Origin of the sequence: Pseudomonas sp. Irchel s3a12, assembly GCF_900187485.1 — a bacterium.
Lineage (GTDB): Bacteria > Pseudomonadota > Gammaproteobacteria > Pseudomonadales > Pseudomonadaceae > Aquipseudomonas > Aquipseudomonas neuropathica.
This window is the reverse complement of the sequence record NZ_FYDN01000014.1, coordinates 80,362-96,436: the sequence shown is the minus strand read 5'-3', so window position 1 is coordinate 96,436 and position 16,075 is coordinate 80,362. Positions and strand designations below refer to the sequence as shown.

The window sequence follows — 16,075 nt, the reverse complement described above, 5'->3', positions numbered from 1 at the left end:
CCCTGAGTCGCCACGACTTCAACCTGTATTGCGGCGAAAGGAGACGCGAATGATATTTCCAGACATGAAAGGTCTGCCCCTGCATCGGGTGATGGTGCGCACGGTCACTGAATTCGTCGACGACGAGATGTCGACCTATGCCTCGGCACTGGCCTACCAGATGCTGTTCTCGCTGTTCCCGTTCATTCTGTTCCTGATCGCCCTGATCGGTTTCCTGCACCTGCCGGACTTTTTCTCCTGGCTGCGCCTGCAATCGGAACTGGTCCTGCCACCGCAGGCGCTGGAGCAGGTCAACCCGGTGATCGACCAGTTGCAGCAGTCCAAGGGTGGCCTGCTTTCCGTCGGTATCGTTATCGCCCTGTACACCGCCTCCGCGGGCGTGCGTTTGATGATGAGCGCGATGAACGCCGCGTACGACGTGGTCGAGGGCCGGCCGATCTGGAAGCGTTTCCCGCTGTCGATTGTCTACACCGTCGGCATTGCCGGCATGCTCCTGGTGGCCGCCGCGCTGATGGTGCTCGGGCCGCAGGTGATGGGCTGGATCGCCGCGCAGGTGGGGCTGGAAGACTTCATCGTTACCGTGTGGACCATCGCGCGCTGGCCGGTGATCGTGATTCTGATGATGGTCGCTGTGGCACTGATCTACTACGTCATGCCCGACGTCAAACAGGAATTCCGCTTCATCACCCCCGGTTCGGTATTGGCCGTGGTGGTGTGGATCATCGCCTCGTTGGGTTTCGCTTTCTACGTGAAGACCTTCGCCAACTACAACGCGATGTATGGCAGCATCGGGGCGATCATCGTGCTGTTGCTGTATTTCTACATTTCCGCTGCGGTGCTGTTGCTCGGCGCCGAGATGAACGCGGTGATTGAGCACATGTCCAGCGAGGGCAAGGATGCGGGTGAGAAAGTCCCCGGCGAACTCGATGAACATCCCAAACAACACGTCTCGGGCCTGGGCCGCGATCATTCGCTCAAGCCGGACACTGACGAAGTCTGATCATGATCCGTGAAATTCTGAAAATGGGCGACGAGCGCCTGCTGCGCATTGCCCCGCCCGTGCCAGCCGAGATGTTCGACAGCCCCGAGCTGTGGCAACTGATCGACGACATGTTCCAGACCATGGAAAGCGTCGGCGGCGTCGGCTTGGCGGCGCCGCAGATCGGTGTCGATCTGCAATTGGTGATCTTTGGTTTCGAACACAGCGAACGCTACCCGGACGCTGAAGCGGTGCCACAGACGATCCTGATCAATCCGCTGATCACGCCGTTGAGTCCGTTGATGGAGGAGGGCTTTGAAGGGTGTCTGTCGGTGCCGGGTTTGCGTGGCGCGGTAGATCGTTATCAGCAGATCCGCTACGAAGGGTTTGATCCGAAGGGCGAGCCGATTGTGCGCATTGCTTCAGGTTTCCACGCACGGGTTGTGCAGCACGAATGCGATCACCTGATCGGCCGGTTGTACCCGTCGCGCATCACCGACTTCACTAAGTTCGGTTTTACCGAAGTGATGTTCCCGGATCTTGATCCCACAGCTGACGATTGATCCAGTGCCCAGCACATATCCCTGTGGGAGCGAGCCTGCTCGCGAATGCGCAATATCAGTGACAGATTCTGTGACTGACACACCGCTTTCGCGAGCTGGCTCGCTCCCACATTGGTTTTTGCATGTCCTTCAGGATTGAGCGGGAACCCTTTCCATCGCAATCATCGGCTTGCTCCGCGCATACCGGCTCAAGCGCTCCGCCATCGCCTGCGGCAGCGCCGGGTCGAACGTGAATCCGCGTCGCTCATAAAACTCGCGCAAATCCGGATGACAGAACAGCCACACCGGCTCGCTCACATCCTGCACCGCCGCTGCAATCAGCTTTGCGGCAATGCCCTGTTCACGACACCCCGGATCAACGAACAGCCCGGTCAACCAATGCCCGCCGGACACTGGCCGCAAGCACAACGCGGCAACAATCTCGCCCCGTCGCGCGACCCACAATTGTGCCTCACGAACCGCTTTCATCGAGGACTGGTGGCTGCGGTAAAACTTGTTCATCAACGGCCATAACGACTCGTCGAGCAGGCTGTATTGGGTGTCGGGCATGGGATCGGACTGTCGGCGCTGAAAGCGGCGATTATAAAAGAACGCGCGCAACAGGATAGGTGTATACCTGAGCCTACATCCCCTGTGAGTGGAGTACGCATCATGTCCAAAGGTATGGATTCAAAGAAAGCCGCAAAGAAGAAACCGGCCAAGACCGCGATTGAAAAACGCGCAGAGAAGAAAGCCAAAAAGGTTGACATCTTCGGTCACTAATCACGCCTTTCCGGAGCCCGGTTCTCGGGCTCCTGCCTGAACCCGAAAATAATCTGCAAGATTGCACCGCGTCGTTGCACAGAAGGGGAAGAGTCCCGTTCCGAGCAATGCCATGCCCCATTACTTCGACGCCGCCCATCGTCAGCAGATCGAAACTCTGCGCCAACGCTTTACTGCCCGTACCGAGTGGCCGACCTGGTTGTTGCTGATCGGCGTCTATGGCGGCTGGTTTGCCATTGCTCTCAATAGTCATTGGCTGGGCCGTGCCTTGAGCACGCTGTTGCTGACTCCGCTGCTGGTGTTGTGGCTGTCGTTGCAGCACGAGTTGCTGCACGGGCATCCGACGCGCTGGGTTCGCTTCAACAAGATCCTTGGCTACGCGCCGTTTGCCGTGTGGTATCCGTACACGCTGTATCGCGACAGCCATTTGCTGCATCACCGTGATGAGGATCTCACCGTGCCCGGCGTCGATCCGGAAAGCCGCTATCTGACCCGCGTTGGCTGGCAGGGCAGTTCGCCGTTTGAACGCAGCTTGCACTGGTTGAACAAAACCGTGCTCGGGCGCTTTGTGATCGGCGCACCGCTGGCGCTGATGGCGCTGGCCAAAGAAGAGTTGCTGCGGCTGAAGAATGGCGAGCGCCAGGCCTGGTTGATGTGGCTGACCCACGGCCTGCTCACGTTATTGATGCTGTGGTTTGTCGCCCGTGTCAGCGTGCTGCCGGTCTGGCATTACGTGCTGCTGATCAGCGTGCCGGCGCTGTCGATTGCGATGATCCGCTCCTACTATGAACACCGCCCGCATGCGCAGCCGGAGCAGCGCACCGTCTTGAACGAAGCGGGTTGGCCATGGCGCTGGTTGTTCCTGAATCTGAATTTTCATCTGGTGCATCACGACTTGCCGAAGCTGGCGTGGTACGACTTGCCGACGGTTTACCGGATGCATCGCGAGCAATGGATCGCGCGCAGTGGCGGGTTTCTGGTGCATGGGTATGGCGAGTTCTGGCGGCGCCATGGAGTCAAGCCGATCGACAGTCCCGAGCATCCTTACCACTAACCCAAGAACACCACAAAACCCTGTGGGAGCGAGCCTGCTCGCGAAGGCGTCGTGTCAGTTGATGGATCTGTTGTCTGCCCCAGCGCTTTCGCGAGCGGGCTCGCTCCCACATTGGTTATTTGTAACTCGGGGAAAATGTGTATGGCTCAACACCACACCGAACTGCTGATGTACGTCGCCCCCGAGCCGATCCGCGCGGCCAATGAGCGCTGGATTGCGCGCATTATCGAGCAACTTGGCCACACTCGCCTGAGTGCTGAAGACCTGTCTCTGCCAGAACTCTGGCTATCCCCAGATCTGCTGCTCACGCAAACCTGCGGCTATCCACTGATGACTGCATTGCGCGGACAAGTGCGCATCGTCGGCCGCCCACGCTACGAACTGCCCGACGCCAGCGCTGGCAATCATTGCAGCCTGATCCTCGGCCACGCTGACGACCCACGCAAAACCCTGGCGGACTTTCACAACAGTCGCGGGGTGATCAACAGCGAAGACTCCAACAGTGGCATGAACCTGCTGCGTCAGCGCTTGGCGCCACTGAATCAGGACGGACAATTCTTCGCCTCGGTCGGTATCAGCGGCGGCCATCGCGAGAGCCTGCGCTGGCTGCGGGAAAACCGCGCCGATCTGGCTGCCATCGACAGCGTTACCTACGCCTATCTCGCCCGGTATGTGCCTGAAGAAGTCAGCGCCTTGCGGGTGATTGCGCGCAGCGCCCTGAGCCCGACCCTGCCGTTTATTACGGTAGGTAGCGCTACGGATGAGCAGGTCGAGCAGCTCCGACAGGTAATGAATGAAACCTTGCGCGAACTCCCTGATGTCGTACAGACCTTGGGATTGCCTGAGGTGTTTGCGGCCAGTGAGCGCGATTATCAAATCCTGCTCGACTATCAGCGTGAGGCTGAAGGACTTGGCTATGGGCGCTTGCGCTAAAGATCGCAGCCTTCGGCGGCTCCTACAGGGGATCGGTGTAGGCGCTGCCGAAGGCTGCGATCTTTTGATCTTTTATTTGTAAATGGAATATAAAGATTCGTTTTAAGTATTTTTAACGAATAAGGCGCCTTGCTACGATCGCGCCACCGGAACACCGGACATTCAGCGACCCCTCATCAAGGAGCCCCTATGTCCGGCGCCGACCTTTCCCATCGTCACACCGTGGACGGCCTGTTTCGCGCCCACTATGGTTGGCTCTGTGCTTATCTGCGCCGTCATCTGCATGACGCGGCCAGCAGCGAAGACATCGCCGCCGAAACCTTCGCCCAATTGCTCGAAGCCCCAGCGCTGAGGGCCATTCGTGAACCTCGCGCCCTGCTGACGACTATCGCCCAACGCCTGCTTTATCAGCGCTGGCGACGCGGTGATCTGGAACGTCACCATCGCCAGCACATCGATGTCGATTACGCCGCTTCGCCTGAAGACCTCGTAACGCTGTCGCAAACCCTCAACCGCATCGATCACAGCTTGCAGCGCTTGCCCGGCAAAGTCCGCGCGACGTTTCTGCTCGCCCGCATCGACGGCCTGACCTACCCGCAAATCGCCACCGAACTGGGTATCTCCCAGCGTTCGGTCAGCGTGTACATGAGCCGTTCCCAAGCGCTGTGCGATCGCCACAGCGCCAACCAATTCCTGCAAAACAAGAGGTCTGCATGAGATCGATCAAAACCCTGCTCGGCACGTCGTTGCTGGCTCTGAGCCTCAGCGTTGGTACTGTTTCGGCTACGGAGAAAACCGTGCCGATCCACTTCGGCGACATCACCTGGGAGAGCGGCAGTTTCATCACCGAAGTGCTGCGCCTGATCGTTGAGAAAGGCTATGGCTACCCGACCGACACGTTGCCCGGCAGTACGGTCAGCCTTGAGGCCGCATTGGCGAAAAACGATATCCAGGTGATTGGCGAAGAATGGGCCGGGCGCAGTCCGGCGTGGGTCAAGGCGGCCGCCGAAGGCAAGGTGTTCGGTTTGGGCGATACGGTCAAAGGCGCCACCGAAGGCTGGTGGGTACCTGAGTATGTGATTAAGGGCGACCCTGAACGCGGGATCAAAGCGTTGGCGCCGGAGTTGAAGTCGGTGGCGGACCTGCCGCGCTACAAAGACGTGTTCCGCGACCCGGAAGATCCGTCTCGCGGGCGCTTCCTCAATAGCCCGACCGGCTGGACCTCGGAGATCGTCAACAGCCAGAAGCTCAAGGCTTATGCGCTAAATGACAGCTTCGTCAACTTCCGCACCGGTTCCGGCGCGGCGCTGGATGCCGAGGTGGCATCGTCGATCAAGCGTGGCAAACCGGTGTTGTTCTACTACTGGTCACCGACGCCGCTGCTTGGCAGATTCAAACTGGTCAAACTGGATGAGCCGCCATTCGATGCCGAGGCCTGGAAGACCCTGGCCGATGCCAACAATCCCAACCCCAAGGGCACCCGCTCAATGCCGGCGAGCCTGGCGATTGGCGTGTCGGCGCCGTTCAAGGCGCAGTATCCGGAGTTGGTGACGTTCTTTGAAAAGGTCGATCTGCCGATCGATCTGTTGAACCAGACACTGGCGGGGATGAGCGAAAAACGTTTGCAGCCGAGAGTGGTGGCGCAGGCGTTTTTGCGTGATCAGCCGCAGGTCTGGAAGCCTTGGGTGCCCGCGGAGGTGGCGACCAAGGTGACTGGAAGTCTGTAAGTCGTTTCTGTCGTTTTTGTAGTGTTTGTAATGGCCTCATCGCTGGCAAGCCAGCTCCCACAGGAATCGCGCTGATTTGCAGAAGCGCAGAATCCTGTGGGAGCTGGCTTGCCAGCGAAAGCGTCTGCCCCGGCAACAATTCTCCCCGCGCTGAACCGTTTCTTGTGCAAAAAGTGCCAGATACTGGCCGACTAGTGGCCTTGCGCAGGTCTTTGCACTGGCTATGCTTCCCGTAACTAACTATGTCGACCGTCATGTCAAAACATGGCTGAAACACATCGTTGGTCCGTGAATTCATGCTGCCAGAGTGCGCAACCCAAGGCACCGACACTGAACCAACAAGGAGCGTCGCTTACATGGAAGTTCTTCAACGCGTTAGGGCTGGCCCGCGTGCGGGCTATCAAGAGAAGGATGTCTTGATTAGAGCGTCGCTGCATGGACGCTCCGATTGATCATCATTTATCACCTGACAACTTCCTCCCGTGGAGGAATGCGTGTGCCTGTTCTGTGGAACGTAGTGGTGGATCGTGAAAGAACTGAACTTTCATCAAATCAAAAGTCCGCGCGGAAGGTGATACAACCATGTTCAACCTACATCACAAGGCTGACCTTCAGGAAATCGAGCGCTTCAGCTGCGCCCTGACCGAGGCCAATGCCAAGTTGGCTGCGATCAGCCGTTCGATGGCCATGATCGAGTTCAGCCCTGACGGCATCGTTATCGATGCCAATGAAAACTTCTGCAAGACCATGGGCTACAGCGCCGATGAGGTGCGCGGCAAACATCACCGGGTGTTTTGTGAAGAGGCTTTCTATCGCAGCGAGGAGTACGCCAAATTGTGGCGTGACCTGGCTCGCGGTGAGCCGATCAGCGGGACTTTTCTGCGCTTGAACAAGGCCGGCAGGGAAGTCTGGCTCGAAGCCAGTTACATGCCGGTGTATGGCCCGGACAAGCAAGTCAGAAGTGTGATCAAAGTGGCGGCGGACATCACCGCGCGGATCAACAAGGAACACGAAGAAGAAAGCATGCTGGCCGCGATTGGTCGCTCCATGGCGGTGATCGAGTTCACTCCGGAAGGCAATGTCATCGCCGCCAATGACAACTTCCTCAAGACCATGCAGTACTCGCTCAACGAAATCGTCGGCCATCATCACAGCCTGTTCTGCCATCGCGCCGAAGCCGAGTCCCCGCAATACAAGGCATTCTGGGCGTCGCTCAATCGCGGCGAATATCACTCGCACCGTTTCGAGCGCAAGAACAAGTCTGGGCAGATGGTTTATCTCGAAGCCTCGTACAACCCGTTGTTCGACGCCAAGGGCCGACTGTACAAAGTGGTCAAGTTCGCCAGCGACATCACCCATCAGATGACCACGCTGCAGAACGCTGCCGAATCGGCCCACAGCACCTCGGTACAAAATGACGCCTGCGCGCAAAAAGGCTCACAGGTCGTGCAGCAAACCGTGCAGATCATTCAGGACATCTCCCGCGACCTCAACGAAGCGGCGGCGAGTATCGATGCGGTGAGCAAGCAATCGGACATCATCGGCACCATCGTCCAGACCATTCGCGGGATTGCCGACCAGACCAACTTGCTGGCGCTCAATGCCGCCATCGAAGCGGCGCGAGCCGGTGAACATGGACGCGGGTTTGCCGTGGTTGCGGATGAAGTGCGCAGCCTGGCGGCGCGAACCAGTCAGGCTACCTTGGAAATTGTCGAGGTAGTGCGCAAGAACCATGACCTGTCGCTGAGTGCGGTGTCGAGTATGCAGTCGAGCCTGAGTCGCACCGGGCTAGGTGTGGAGCTGGCGAATGAAGCGGGGGAGGTGATTCTGGAAATTCAGCAGGGCTCGCGGCATGTCGTGGATGCGATCAGTCAGTTCAATGAGACGTTGCAGTTGAATTGAGGATGACAGAGCACCTGTCACTCGGACTTGAGGGACAGGTGCTGATCAACACACACACACACACACACACACACACACACACACACACACACACACACACACGGCAATGCCCTTACTATTGTTGCAAATTGAAGTTTCCATTGATTTCGGCGGATTGGCTCCCGTCTTGCGAGGTGGCGGTAAAAAAGAAACTGCCTTTTGCGGTTTTATTTTCCCAGTCTATTTCGTCGATTTTGATCTCACCGCTCCCGGAGCGAGAAGACCAGGAACTGCCCTCGAATTTTGCCGGGTTGTAGTTGCCACGGGCTCCTTCTGATTCGAAGAGGTAAGTTTTGTTTGCTTCGATTTTTCCGGAAATGTAGATATCTGCACCCTGTGAATCGAGATTCTTATCAGCGAACCCAGCTACATGAAACTGATCAGTGCTCAGGTCTAGCATGAGGCGGGAGGTTGGAACCGGCTTATGCCCTTCGTTGTTTTCATTCACATTCAACGCAAAGTGCCCAATGGCTCTGGTAGCTTTTTTTTTCAAGTCTTTGTTCATATATTGTCTTCCTGCTAAGGGGGGATGACCTTCGCCCGATCACTACTTCGAGAACGAAAAATTTCCGTAGACGTCTGCGGTTTTGTCTTTGTCGTGACTGTCCTGGACGGTGAACTTGAAGTTGCCGGCAATGCTTCTTGTCTCGATGTCGACTGCCGTCACGGTAATTTCGCTGGCATCACTGATCGAACCCCAGGATGCATTGGCGTTTTTCGGGTTATAGAAGCCGCTGTTACTGGAGTTATTAAAACTGTACGTACCCACTTTGATCGGCTGACCGATGTGGAACTCTGCACCCCACTGCGGTGCGGTAGTTTTATTGTCGAATCCGCCCACTCTCAATAGATCGGACGTCAGATCGAAAATGATGCGGCTGGTGGGGATCAATGATTCCTCTCCACCTTTTTCCTTAACCTTCAGATTGAGAAAGTCGACGGCGTTTTTGTCCTTGCTCATGGTCTTATCCCTGCAAATTATCAATGGAGTTACGCATAGGGTTATGCGCGACAAATCCATAGTTCTTCAGGCAGAGCATGTCGTCTACTGTCAGAAATTACAGGTGCGACGGTATTTGCGACGAACGGTTTACCCCTCCAAACAAAAAAGTCCCTGGCGGGACTTTTTTAAAAACAGCCTAATCACAGCGCAGCGAGAAACTTGCCCGCCTGCTTGTCGCTGTCCTTCACATCGTTGTCTTTCTCCGCCTGCGCCAACTTCATCTTGTCCTGCAAGCGCTCGGCGATTTCTTTGCCGATGGCCAGTTGTTTCTCCGGCGGCATGGCTTTGATGTCGTCTTCGGTCAGCCCCATCGATTGCAGGATACTGTCGCGCAGACGCTGTTCCGGCGTTTTGCTCATGTAGTCCTTGAACTCGTCGGTGGCGGATGTCGCTGAGGTGCTGGTGGCGTCGGTCGATTGCAGGTTCACGCGGGTCTTGGCGAACGCTTCGTCGACGTTGTCGCTGATGCGCGAGGCTTCACTGACTTGCTGGGTGGCGATCTGCGTGGCCGAGTCCTGCACTTTGGCGGTGGCTTCAGCGGTTTGCGCCTGGGTCTGGTTTTGCAGGGTTTGCAGCATGGCGCCGTGCAGGCCACCTTGCAGACCGGCGGCTGCCGTGGTGGTGGCATCGTCATTCAGCGCTTTGGGCAGGTGAATGATTTGCTGTTGTTTGGCACTGATCAACATGACGTGTAGACCTGTAGGTAATTGCTGGCTCGCGTATCGGAGCAATTACCGTGCCTTTTGAATAAATCCTTTTATTTCAACAGCTTGATCATCAGTCAGGTATTCGTGGCGGTCATCCCTTGCCGATAAGCGGCAGAGGATGACCGTTGTCCATCAGCGATGAGCGATGTTTTCCAGCGCCAGATTGCGCGTGCGCGGGCCGAACCAGCCGATGGTCAGCATCACGATTAGCATGCTGCTGACGATAAACGCCAATACCCCCGGCGTACCGAAATTGTCGAGAAACAAGCCGATCAACAAGCTGCTGAACACTGTCGACAAGCGACTGAACGAATAACAGAAACCCACGGCGCGCGCGCGGATGTTGGTCGGGAACAATTCGCTCTGGTACGAGTGATAGCTGAAACTCAGCCAGGCGTTGCAGAAAGTGATCATCACCCCGCAGAAGATCAGCCCGAATGCGCTGGTCTGCAGGGCGAACAAGGTGCCGAAGGTCATCGCGCCGAGGGCCGAACCGACGATCTGCCATTTGTTTTCGAAGCGGTTGGCGAACTTGACGAACAGCAGCGGCCCGAGCGGGTAGGCGAGGGTGATGATGAAGGCGTACATCAAACTGTGAGTGACGCTGACGCCCTGACCGGACAGCAGCGCCGGCAGCCAGTTGCCGAAACCGAAGAACCCAATGGCCTGGAAGATGTGGAACACGATCAGCATCAACGCGCGGCGGCGATACGGTGGCTGCCAGATATCGGCGAAGCGGCCCTTGCCTTCGACGTCGACCGGTACGGCTTCGGGAACGTCCAGCGCTTTGCCGTGATCCTTCGCGCATCGTGCTTCGATGCCATCGAGAATCCGGTTGGCTTCCTCAAAGCGGCCATGCTGCGCGAGCCAGCGCGGCGATTCCGGCAGACGTTTGCGCAGCCACCAGATAAACAGCGCAAACACCGCGCTGGCCAGCACCACCCAACGCCAGCCGGAGACCCCGAACGGCGCTTGCGGCACCAGCCACCACGACATCAATGCCACCGCCGGCACTGACAGGAACTGCACGAAAAACGCGAAGGCAAAGGCTGAGCTGCGCATGCGTTTCGGCACCAGTTCCGAGAGGTAAGCATCAATGGTGACCAGCTCGATGCCCAGGCCGATGCCAACCAGAAAGCGCATGCAGATGATACCCAGCGCCGAACTCTGAATCCCCATCAACACCGTCGCCACCGTGTACCAGACCAGCGCGAAGGTGAAGATCGCACGGCGGCCGAAACGATCCGCCAATGGGCTGAGCAGACTGGCGCCGAGGAACAGGCCGAGAAACGTTGCCGAGGCAAACGCTGCCTGATCAGAGAAACCGAACACGCCCTGATTGCCAGTGGCAAAGATCCCGTCGCGGATCAGTCCGGGGCTGATGTAAGCGGTCTGGAACAGGTCGTAGAGTTCGAAAAACCCACCGATCGACAGCAGCGCCACCAGCCGCCAGATCGTCGCGACCGCCGGAAGGCGATCGATGCGGGCGGATACCTGAGCAGCGCGGATCGGGTCGATGCCGTCGCTTTGTGCGGTGGCGGGGGCGTGTGCAGTCATGGACTGGTCCATTTTTTATTGATGGAAAAGCTTAGCCTGCTATCGGAGTTCACGGATTGTGAATATCGGCGGATTAAACAGATAAACCGCTGAATTCTCGCAATATCTGCTTACGAATTAACGATTTATGCCGCAGCCGCCGAATCTGGTAGCGCCGAGGCTGGCAGCCCGAAAATCCGGTCAAACAGCCAATTGAAGGCAAACGTGTAGCAGGGGATGAAAATGATCAGCGCCAGATCGAGCAGAAACGCCTGCACCAGACTGATGTTCATCCACCAGGCAATCAACGGAATCAGGAACACGATCAGCGTCAGTTGAAAGCCCACCGCGTGAGCGATACGGCGTTTCACTGTGCGCGTGCGCGATACCTGGCGACTTTCCCAGCGCTCGAACAGCGAGGTGTAAATGAAATTCCAGGTCACGGCGATGGTGGTGATGATCACCGCCAGTGGCCCGGTGCTGCCCGGTGAGGTGCCGGACAATAACGCCAGACCGAGGGCGGAGAAAGTCATGCCGATCACTTCGTAGAGCGACACGTAGACCAGTTTGCGTTTGACGCCTTGCATGGGGAGTTGCCTCTTTCTTGCCGTTTTTCGCCAGCGGGACTGGCGAAGGCGGCAAAAGATAGCTTCAATAGGGCTGACAGAAAAAGTCAGTAGCTTTCAGTTTTGTTGATAGGTGTGCAAATTGAATTTCAACAGTGACAGCATCGAGCTGTTTCTTGCCGTAATCGAACGCGGCTCGTTTTCGGCGGCGGCGCGTGCGTTGGGCAAAGTCCCGTCGGCCGTGAGTATGGGGATCGGCAACCTTGAGGCGGAACTCGGTTATCTGCTGTTCGACCGCAGCCATCGCGAACCGCAACCCACGGCGATGGCGCTGTCGCTGGTGCCACACGCGCGGCTGATTGCCGAGCAACTCAAGCAGTTGCAAGTGCATGCGGTGGAACTGTCGTTGGGGCTGGAGAGCAAGTTGTCGATCGGCGTAGTCGCGGACATCGACCGGCGCCGTTTGCTGGCGGCGATCAAGGTGATCGCCGAGCACCATCCGTTGCTCGATATCGAAGTGCTGACCGCACCGCAGGACGACGTGTTGGCGATGCTGCACAGCGGCCGCGTCAGCCTGTGCCTGGCGTTCGCCGGATTGAGCATGAATGTGCTGGAGCGTTTTCAGTTTGTCGGCAGCGAACGGATGATTGCCACCCTGGCGGTGGACAGTCCGTTGTTGCGGGGTCAGGATCTGTTTCTTGAGGATCTGGTGCATGTACGGCAAATCATCGTCGCCAGTCGTGACTTGCCGATCAGTGAAACGCGGCCGTTGGTGGCGGAGTCGTATTGGCGCACCGACAGCCTTGAGACGGCGATGGAAATGGTTGAGGCGGGGTTGGGTTGGGGTAATTTTCCGCTGTCGGTGGTGCAGTCGCGGATCGAATCCGGGCGACTGAAACGGCTGAATTTCCGCAACATCGAAAACGGACTGGTGATGCCGGTGCATGCGGTATGGCTCAAGAGCCAGCCATTGCAGAAGGGCGCGCATGCCCTCGTCGAATTGTTGGGCGGTTGATCGTTCCCACGCAGAGCGTGGGAACGATCGGTTACCTGTTGTCAGGTACTTTCGCGAATCTTCAGTTCAAAGCCCATGTCTTCCACCGGACGCGCTACGCTGTTACCGGCCATCAACGTCAGCATCTGCTCCGCCGCGCGCCGGCCGATCGCTTCACGCGGGGTGTTGATGCTGCTCAGGCGCGGCACCATGTGCTCTGACATCGGCAAATCGTTGAAGCCCAAAATCGCCACCTGCTCGGGAATCTTGATGCCGTGACGCAGCGCTTCCAGTAACGCACCCTGCGCCAGGTCGTCGTTGCCAAAGAAGATCGCATCAACGTCCGGATGCGCCGCGAGCAATTGCAAAAACAACTCCCCGCCCAAGCCCACCGATGAAGAACGAGGCGTCAGTACTTCCAGATCCGGGTCGTAACGCCCGGCCTTTTGCAACGCTTTGCGAAAGCCTTCACCGCGCAACAAGGTGCGCTGATCAAGTTGCGCACCGATGTAAGCTAGGCGCTTGCGCCCACGCGAAAGCAAATGTTCGGCCGCCGTTTCACCGGCACTCAGTTGCGAGAACCCTACGCAATTCACTCCGGCAGCGCTGTCCAGTTCCATCATGTACACGCAGGGAATATTGCTTGCCTCGATCATCCGTCGTGAACTTTCCGTGCGATCAAACCCGGTCAGCAAAAATCCACGCGGCTGATAGGCCATGTAGTTGCGCAGCAGGTTTTCTTCTTCATCGCGTGAATAGTGGAAGTTGCCGATCAGCACTTCGAAGCCTTTGGGCGTGAGCACCCGATGAATGGCTTCCAGCGTATCGATGAACAGAAGGTTGGACAGTGAAGGCACTAATACCACGACCGAATGGCTCTGCGCCGAGGCCAATGCGCGGGCGGCAGGGTTGACCACGTAGTTGAGTTCGAGCGCGGCTTTCTGGACTTTTTCCACAAGGTCAGTGGCCACGGTGCTGACACCGCGCAAGGCCCGGGAGGCAGTAATCGGGCTGACACCGGCCAGGCGGGCAACTTCATTCAGGGTGGGACGGCCGGTGGTGCGAGTGTTTTTATCGTTTTTAGGGGAGGTCATCGGGCGGCTTGCCAAACAAAAATCAAGGCACTAAGGTAGCGCTGTCCTGATGCAGCTGTAAATGCGTAAGCGAGGTCCTGCCTGATCTTCGCTTTTTGGCGTTGGGAACAAACCTGCTGCAACCCAAAAAAACGACAAGAAGGCGTCGGCAACTTCTGCCTGTGCACTAGAGTCATAGCTAGCAAAGGTAGCGCTGTCTGCGCGCTGAGGTGTTATATGAGTCATCCCATCACCGCCCTGGTCATCATGGGCGTTGCCGGTTGCGGCAAGACGTGCGTCAGCGAGGCCCTGTGCCAATTGAGCGGCGCCACTGCCATTGAAGGCGATACTTTCCATCCGGCCGCGAACATCGAAAAGATGAGCGCGGGGATCCCCCTGAACGACGACGACCGTGCCGGCTGGCTTGACAGCCTGTGCGATGAACTGCGTCGCGTCGACGCGCTGGGCAAACGCCCGGTGCTGACTTGCTCGGCCCTTAAACACAGTTATCGCGAAGTGTTGCGCAGCGCCTTGCCGGGCCTGGGTTTCGTGTTTCTTGAATTGACCCCTGAAGTTGCCGCTGAACGTGTGTCCCACCGTCCGGGCCACTTTATGCCCGCGACGTTGATCGAAAGCCAGTTCGCCACCCTCGAATCGCCGAAGGGTGAGCCGTTGACGTTGGCGTTGAATGCTTCGATCCACAGCGTTGAAGAGCTGGCGTCCCAGGCTCACGTCTGGTGGCAGGCCCACGGTCTGAAGCAGGCGGTATGAGTGTGTTGAAAGAGATAGCGCTGTCCTTCCGACTTCTGTTTAACCCGCTTTAATAACAACAACAATCCAGGAGACACCCCCAATGTTTGGCATGTCCCACGACGCCTACCTGCTGCTCGATGCAGTGGTCACGGTAATCGGCCTGATTATCCTGATCACCAAATTCAAGATTCACCCGTTCATTTCCCTGACCATCGCCGCCGCGTTCCTCGGCCTGACGTCGGGCATGCCGATCGGCACCATCATCAAAGCGTTCCAGGACGGCTTCGGTGGCGTGCTCGGTTTTGTCGGCATCATCCTTGCGCTGGGCACCATGCTCGGCAAAATGATGGCCGAATCGGGCGGGGCGGATCAGATCGCCCAGACCCTGATCCGTGCGTTCGGTAAAGACAAAGTCCAGTGGGCGATGATGTTCGCCGCGTTTCTGGTGGGCATCCCGCTGTTCTTCGAAATCGGCTTTGTCCTGCTGATTCCGTTGGTGTTCATCGTTGCGCGCCGCACCGGCGTGTCGATCATCAAGATCGGTATCCCACTGCTCGCTGGTCTGTCCGCCGTGCACGGTCTGGTGCCACCGCACCCGGGTCCGCTGCTGGCCATCGGCGTGTTTGGCGCTGACATCGGCAAGACCATTCTCTACGGTCTGATCGTTGCGCTGCCGACCGCGATCATTGCTGGTCCGATCTTCGGTACGTTCATCGCCAAGCACATTCCGGGTCACCCGAATCAGGAACTGGTCGATCAACTGGCCCGCGAAAATGACGACTCGACCACGCTGCCGAGCTTCAGCATCACCCTGATCACCGTGCTGCTGCCGGTGTTCCTGATGCTGCTGAAAACCTTCGCTGACGTGGCGCTGCCGGACGGTCACTTCTTCCGCACCTGGATGGACATGATCGGTCACCCGATCTCGGCACTGCTGCTGGCGTTGCTGCTGTCGCTGTACACCTTCGGGCACAAGCAGGGCATCGGTTCGCAGCAGATGCTCAAGTGGCTCGACGCGAGCCTGGCGCCAACCGCCGCGATCATTCTGATCATCGGTGCCGGCGGTGGCTTCAAGCAGATGCTGGTCACCAGCGGTGTGGGCGACGTGATTGGCCACATGGCGGTCAGCGCGCAGATCTCGCCGATCCTGTTGGCGTGGCTGGTGGCGGCGGTGATCCGTATCGCGACCGGTTCGGCGACTGTGGCGACCATCACGGGCGCGGGCATTGTCGTGCCGGTGGTGGGGATGATCCCGGGCGTTAACCGTGAGTTGCTGGTGCTGGCCACCGGCGCCGGTTCGCTGATCCTGTCCCACGTGAACGACGCCGGTTTCTGGTTGGTGAAGCAGTACTTCAACATGACCGTGGCCGAGACGTTCAAGACCTGGACGGCGATGGAAACCATCCTCTCCATCGTCGCGTTGGGCTTTATCCTGCTGTTGTCGCTGTTCGTTTAAGCGGCTTCACGCAGACACAAAAAAACCG

Annotated in this window: 17 protein-coding genes and 1 pseudogene; 11 read left to right on the top strand and 7 right to left on the bottom strand. The window is 57.8% G+C overall.

All coding sequences use genetic code 11. The annotated features are described in order from the left end of the window. The first annotated feature begins 49 nt into the window (after window positions 1–49). Together CKW14_RS22725 and def are read left to right on the top strand one after the other, a co-directional pair. On the top strand, window positions 50–1,000 hold the full coding sequence (locus tag CKW14_RS22725) for a YihY/virulence factor BrkB family protein (RefSeq protein ID WP_007917840.1): 951 nt from the start codon (window positions 50–52) through the stop codon (window positions 998–1,000). Between the two features lie 2 nt (window positions 1,001–1,002). Then, the gene (gene def, locus CKW14_RS22720; protein WP_095126179.1) at window positions 1,003–1,542 is read left to right on the top strand and encodes a peptide deformylase; all 540 of its coding nucleotides are present in this window, start codon (window positions 1,003–1,005) and stop codon (window positions 1,540–1,542) included. Window positions 1,543–1,671: 129 nt separating this feature from the next. On the opposite strand, the gene CKW14_RS22715 is transcribed toward def, so the two are convergent. Continuing rightward, the gene (locus CKW14_RS22715; RefSeq protein WP_095048178.1) at window positions 1,672–2,091 is read right to left on the bottom strand and encodes a GNAT family N-acetyltransferase; all 420 of its coding nucleotides are present in this window, start codon (window positions 2,089–2,091) and stop codon (window positions 1,672–1,674) included. Between the two features lie 325 nt (window positions 2,092–2,416). Here CKW14_RS22715 and CKW14_RS22710 point away from each other — a divergent pair, with 325 nt between their 5' ends. The 6 genes and pseudogenes from CKW14_RS22710 to CKW14_RS30545 all read left to right on the top strand — a co-directional run bounded on the left by CKW14_RS22710 (window position 2,417) and on the right by CKW14_RS30545 (window position 7,920). After that, complete coding sequence (locus CKW14_RS22710; RefSeq protein WP_095126178.1) at window positions 2,417–3,358, top strand: fatty acid desaturase; 942 nt, start codon at window positions 2,417–2,419, stop codon at window positions 3,356–3,358. Between the two features lie 141 nt (window positions 3,359–3,499). After that, complete coding sequence (locus tag CKW14_RS22705) at window positions 3,500–4,291, top strand: phosphate/phosphite/phosphonate ABC transporter substrate-binding protein (protein WP_095048176.1); 792 nt, start codon at window positions 3,500–3,502, stop codon at window positions 4,289–4,291. Window positions 4,292–4,480: 189 nt separating this feature from the next. Beyond that, complete coding sequence (locus CKW14_RS22700) at window positions 4,481–5,008, top strand: sigma-70 family RNA polymerase sigma factor (protein WP_095048175.1); 528 nt, start codon at window positions 4,481–4,483, stop codon at window positions 5,006–5,008. Continuing rightward, the gene (locus CKW14_RS22695; RefSeq protein ID WP_095048174.1) at window positions 5,005–6,018 is read left to right on the top strand and encodes an ABC transporter substrate-binding protein; all 1,014 of its coding nucleotides are present in this window, start codon (window positions 5,005–5,007) and stop codon (window positions 6,016–6,018) included. The genes CKW14_RS22700 and CKW14_RS22695 overlap by 4 nt, the downstream gene beginning before the upstream one ends. Before the next feature lie 582 nt (window positions 6,019–6,600). Beyond that, window positions 6,601–7,377 (top strand): annotated as a pseudogene (locus CKW14_RS30550) (PAS domain-containing protein); the annotation flags it as partial. A gap of 3 nt (window positions 7,378–7,380) precedes the next feature. Next, complete coding sequence (locus CKW14_RS30545) at window positions 7,381–7,920, top strand: methyl-accepting chemotaxis protein (protein WP_225919999.1); 540 nt, start codon at window positions 7,381–7,383, stop codon at window positions 7,918–7,920. Window positions 7,921–8,035: 115 nt separating this feature from the next. On the opposite strand, the gene CKW14_RS29700 is transcribed toward CKW14_RS30545, so the two are convergent. From CKW14_RS29700 to CKW14_RS22660, 5 genes are all read right to left on the bottom strand, one after another. Beyond that, on the bottom strand, window positions 8,036–8,464 hold the full coding sequence (locus CKW14_RS29700) for a hypothetical protein (RefSeq protein ID WP_141231818.1): 429 nt from the start codon (window positions 8,462–8,464) through the stop codon (window positions 8,036–8,038). 42 nt (window positions 8,465–8,506) lie between these two features. Further along, entirely contained in the window at window positions 8,507–8,920 is a 414-nt protein-coding gene (locus CKW14_RS22675; RefSeq protein WP_095126176.1) for a hypothetical protein, read from the bottom strand. Between the two features lie 182 nt (window positions 8,921–9,102). Then, the gene (locus tag CKW14_RS22670) at window positions 9,103–9,648 is read right to left on the bottom strand and encodes a hypothetical protein (protein WP_095126175.1); all 546 of its coding nucleotides are present in this window, start codon (window positions 9,646–9,648) and stop codon (window positions 9,103–9,105) included. Between the two features lie 153 nt (window positions 9,649–9,801). Next, window positions 9,802–11,226, bottom strand: a complete 1,425-nt coding sequence (locus CKW14_RS22665) for an MFS transporter (protein ID WP_095048170.1) — start codon at window positions 11,224–11,226, stop codon at window positions 9,802–9,804. Between the two features lie 125 nt (window positions 11,227–11,351). Next, a complete protein-coding gene (locus CKW14_RS22660) occupies window positions 11,352–11,792 on the bottom strand; it encodes a PACE efflux transporter (protein WP_093430448.1) in 441 nt (146 codons plus the stop codon). Window positions 11,793–11,913: 121 nt separating this feature from the next. On the opposite strand from CKW14_RS22660, the gene CKW14_RS22655 reads away from it, so the two are divergent. Continuing rightward, on the top strand, window positions 11,914–12,786 hold the full coding sequence (locus CKW14_RS22655) for a LysR family transcriptional regulator (protein ID WP_095126174.1): 873 nt from the start codon (window positions 11,914–11,916) through the stop codon (window positions 12,784–12,786). Window positions 12,787–12,827: 41 nt separating this feature from the next. On the opposite strand, the gene CKW14_RS22650 is transcribed toward CKW14_RS22655, so the two are convergent. Next, on the bottom strand, window positions 12,828–13,859 hold the full coding sequence (locus CKW14_RS22650; protein ID WP_095048168.1) for a LacI family DNA-binding transcriptional regulator: 1,032 nt from the start codon (window positions 13,857–13,859) through the stop codon (window positions 12,828–12,830). 216 nt (window positions 13,860–14,075) lie between these two features. Here CKW14_RS22650 and CKW14_RS22645 point away from each other — a divergent pair, with 216 nt between their 5' ends. Both CKW14_RS22645 and CKW14_RS22640 read left to right on the top strand, forming a co-directional pair. Continuing rightward, window positions 14,076–14,609, top strand: coding sequence for a gluconokinase (locus CKW14_RS22645; RefSeq protein ID WP_095048167.1), 534 nt, complete (start codon window positions 14,076–14,078; stop codon window positions 14,607–14,609). 82 nt (window positions 14,610–14,691) lie between these two features. Further along, on the top strand, window positions 14,692–16,047 hold the full coding sequence (locus CKW14_RS22640; RefSeq protein WP_095048166.1) for a GntP family permease: 1,356 nt from the start codon (window positions 14,692–14,694) through the stop codon (window positions 16,045–16,047). Window positions 16,048–16,075 lie beyond the last annotated feature (28 nt).

What these genes read in the sequence shown, in the direction of transcription:
- CKW14_RS22725 (WP_007917840.1), top strand. Translation starts at nt 50, where the DNA reads ATGATATTTCCAGACATGAAAGGTCTGCCCCTGCATCGGGTGATGGTG.
- def (WP_095126179.1), top strand. Translation starts at nt 1,003, where the DNA reads ATGATCCGTGAAATTCTGAAAATGGGCGACGAGCGCCTGCTGCGCATT.
- CKW14_RS22715 (WP_095048178.1), bottom strand. Translation starts at nt 2,091, where the DNA reads ATGCCCGACACCCAATACAGCCTGCTCGACGAGTCGTTATGGCCGTTG.
- CKW14_RS22710 (WP_095126178.1), top strand. Translation starts at nt 2,417, where the DNA reads ATGCCCCATTACTTCGACGCCGCCCATCGTCAGCAGATCGAAACTCTG.
- CKW14_RS22705 (WP_095048176.1), top strand. Translation starts at nt 3,500, where the DNA reads ATGGCTCAACACCACACCGAACTGCTGATGTACGTCGCCCCCGAGCCG.
- CKW14_RS22700 (WP_095048175.1), top strand. Translation starts at nt 4,481, where the DNA reads ATGTCCGGCGCCGACCTTTCCCATCGTCACACCGTGGACGGCCTGTTT.
- CKW14_RS22695 (WP_095048174.1), top strand. Translation starts at nt 5,005, where the DNA reads ATGAGATCGATCAAAACCCTGCTCGGCACGTCGTTGCTGGCTCTGAGC.
- CKW14_RS30545 (WP_225919999.1), top strand. Translation starts at nt 7,381, where the DNA reads ATGACCACGCTGCAGAACGCTGCCGAATCGGCCCACAGCACCTCGGTA.
- CKW14_RS29700 (WP_141231818.1), bottom strand. Translation starts at nt 8,464, where the DNA reads ATGAACAAAGACTTGAAAAAAAAAGCTACCAGAGCCATTGGGCACTTT.
- CKW14_RS22675 (WP_095126176.1), bottom strand. Translation starts at nt 8,920, where the DNA reads ATGAGCAAGGACAAAAACGCCGTCGACTTTCTCAATCTGAAGGTTAAG.
- CKW14_RS22670 (WP_095126175.1), bottom strand. Translation starts at nt 9,648, where the DNA reads ATGTTGATCAGTGCCAAACAACAGCAAATCATTCACCTGCCCAAAGCG.
- CKW14_RS22665 (WP_095048170.1), bottom strand. Translation starts at nt 11,226, where the DNA reads ATGACTGCACACGCCCCCGCCACCGCACAAAGCGACGGCATCGACCCG.
- CKW14_RS22660 (WP_093430448.1), bottom strand. Translation starts at nt 11,792, where the DNA reads ATGCAAGGCGTCAAACGCAAACTGGTCTACGTGTCGCTCTACGAAGTG.
- CKW14_RS22650 (WP_095048168.1), bottom strand. Translation starts at nt 13,859, where the DNA reads ATGACCTCCCCTAAAAACGATAAAAACACTCGCACCACCGGCCGTCCC.
- CKW14_RS22645 (WP_095048167.1), top strand. Translation starts at nt 14,076, where the DNA reads ATGAGTCATCCCATCACCGCCCTGGTCATCATGGGCGTTGCCGGTTGC.
- CKW14_RS22640 (WP_095048166.1), top strand. Translation starts at nt 14,692, where the DNA reads ATGTTTGGCATGTCCCACGACGCCTACCTGCTGCTCGATGCAGTGGTC.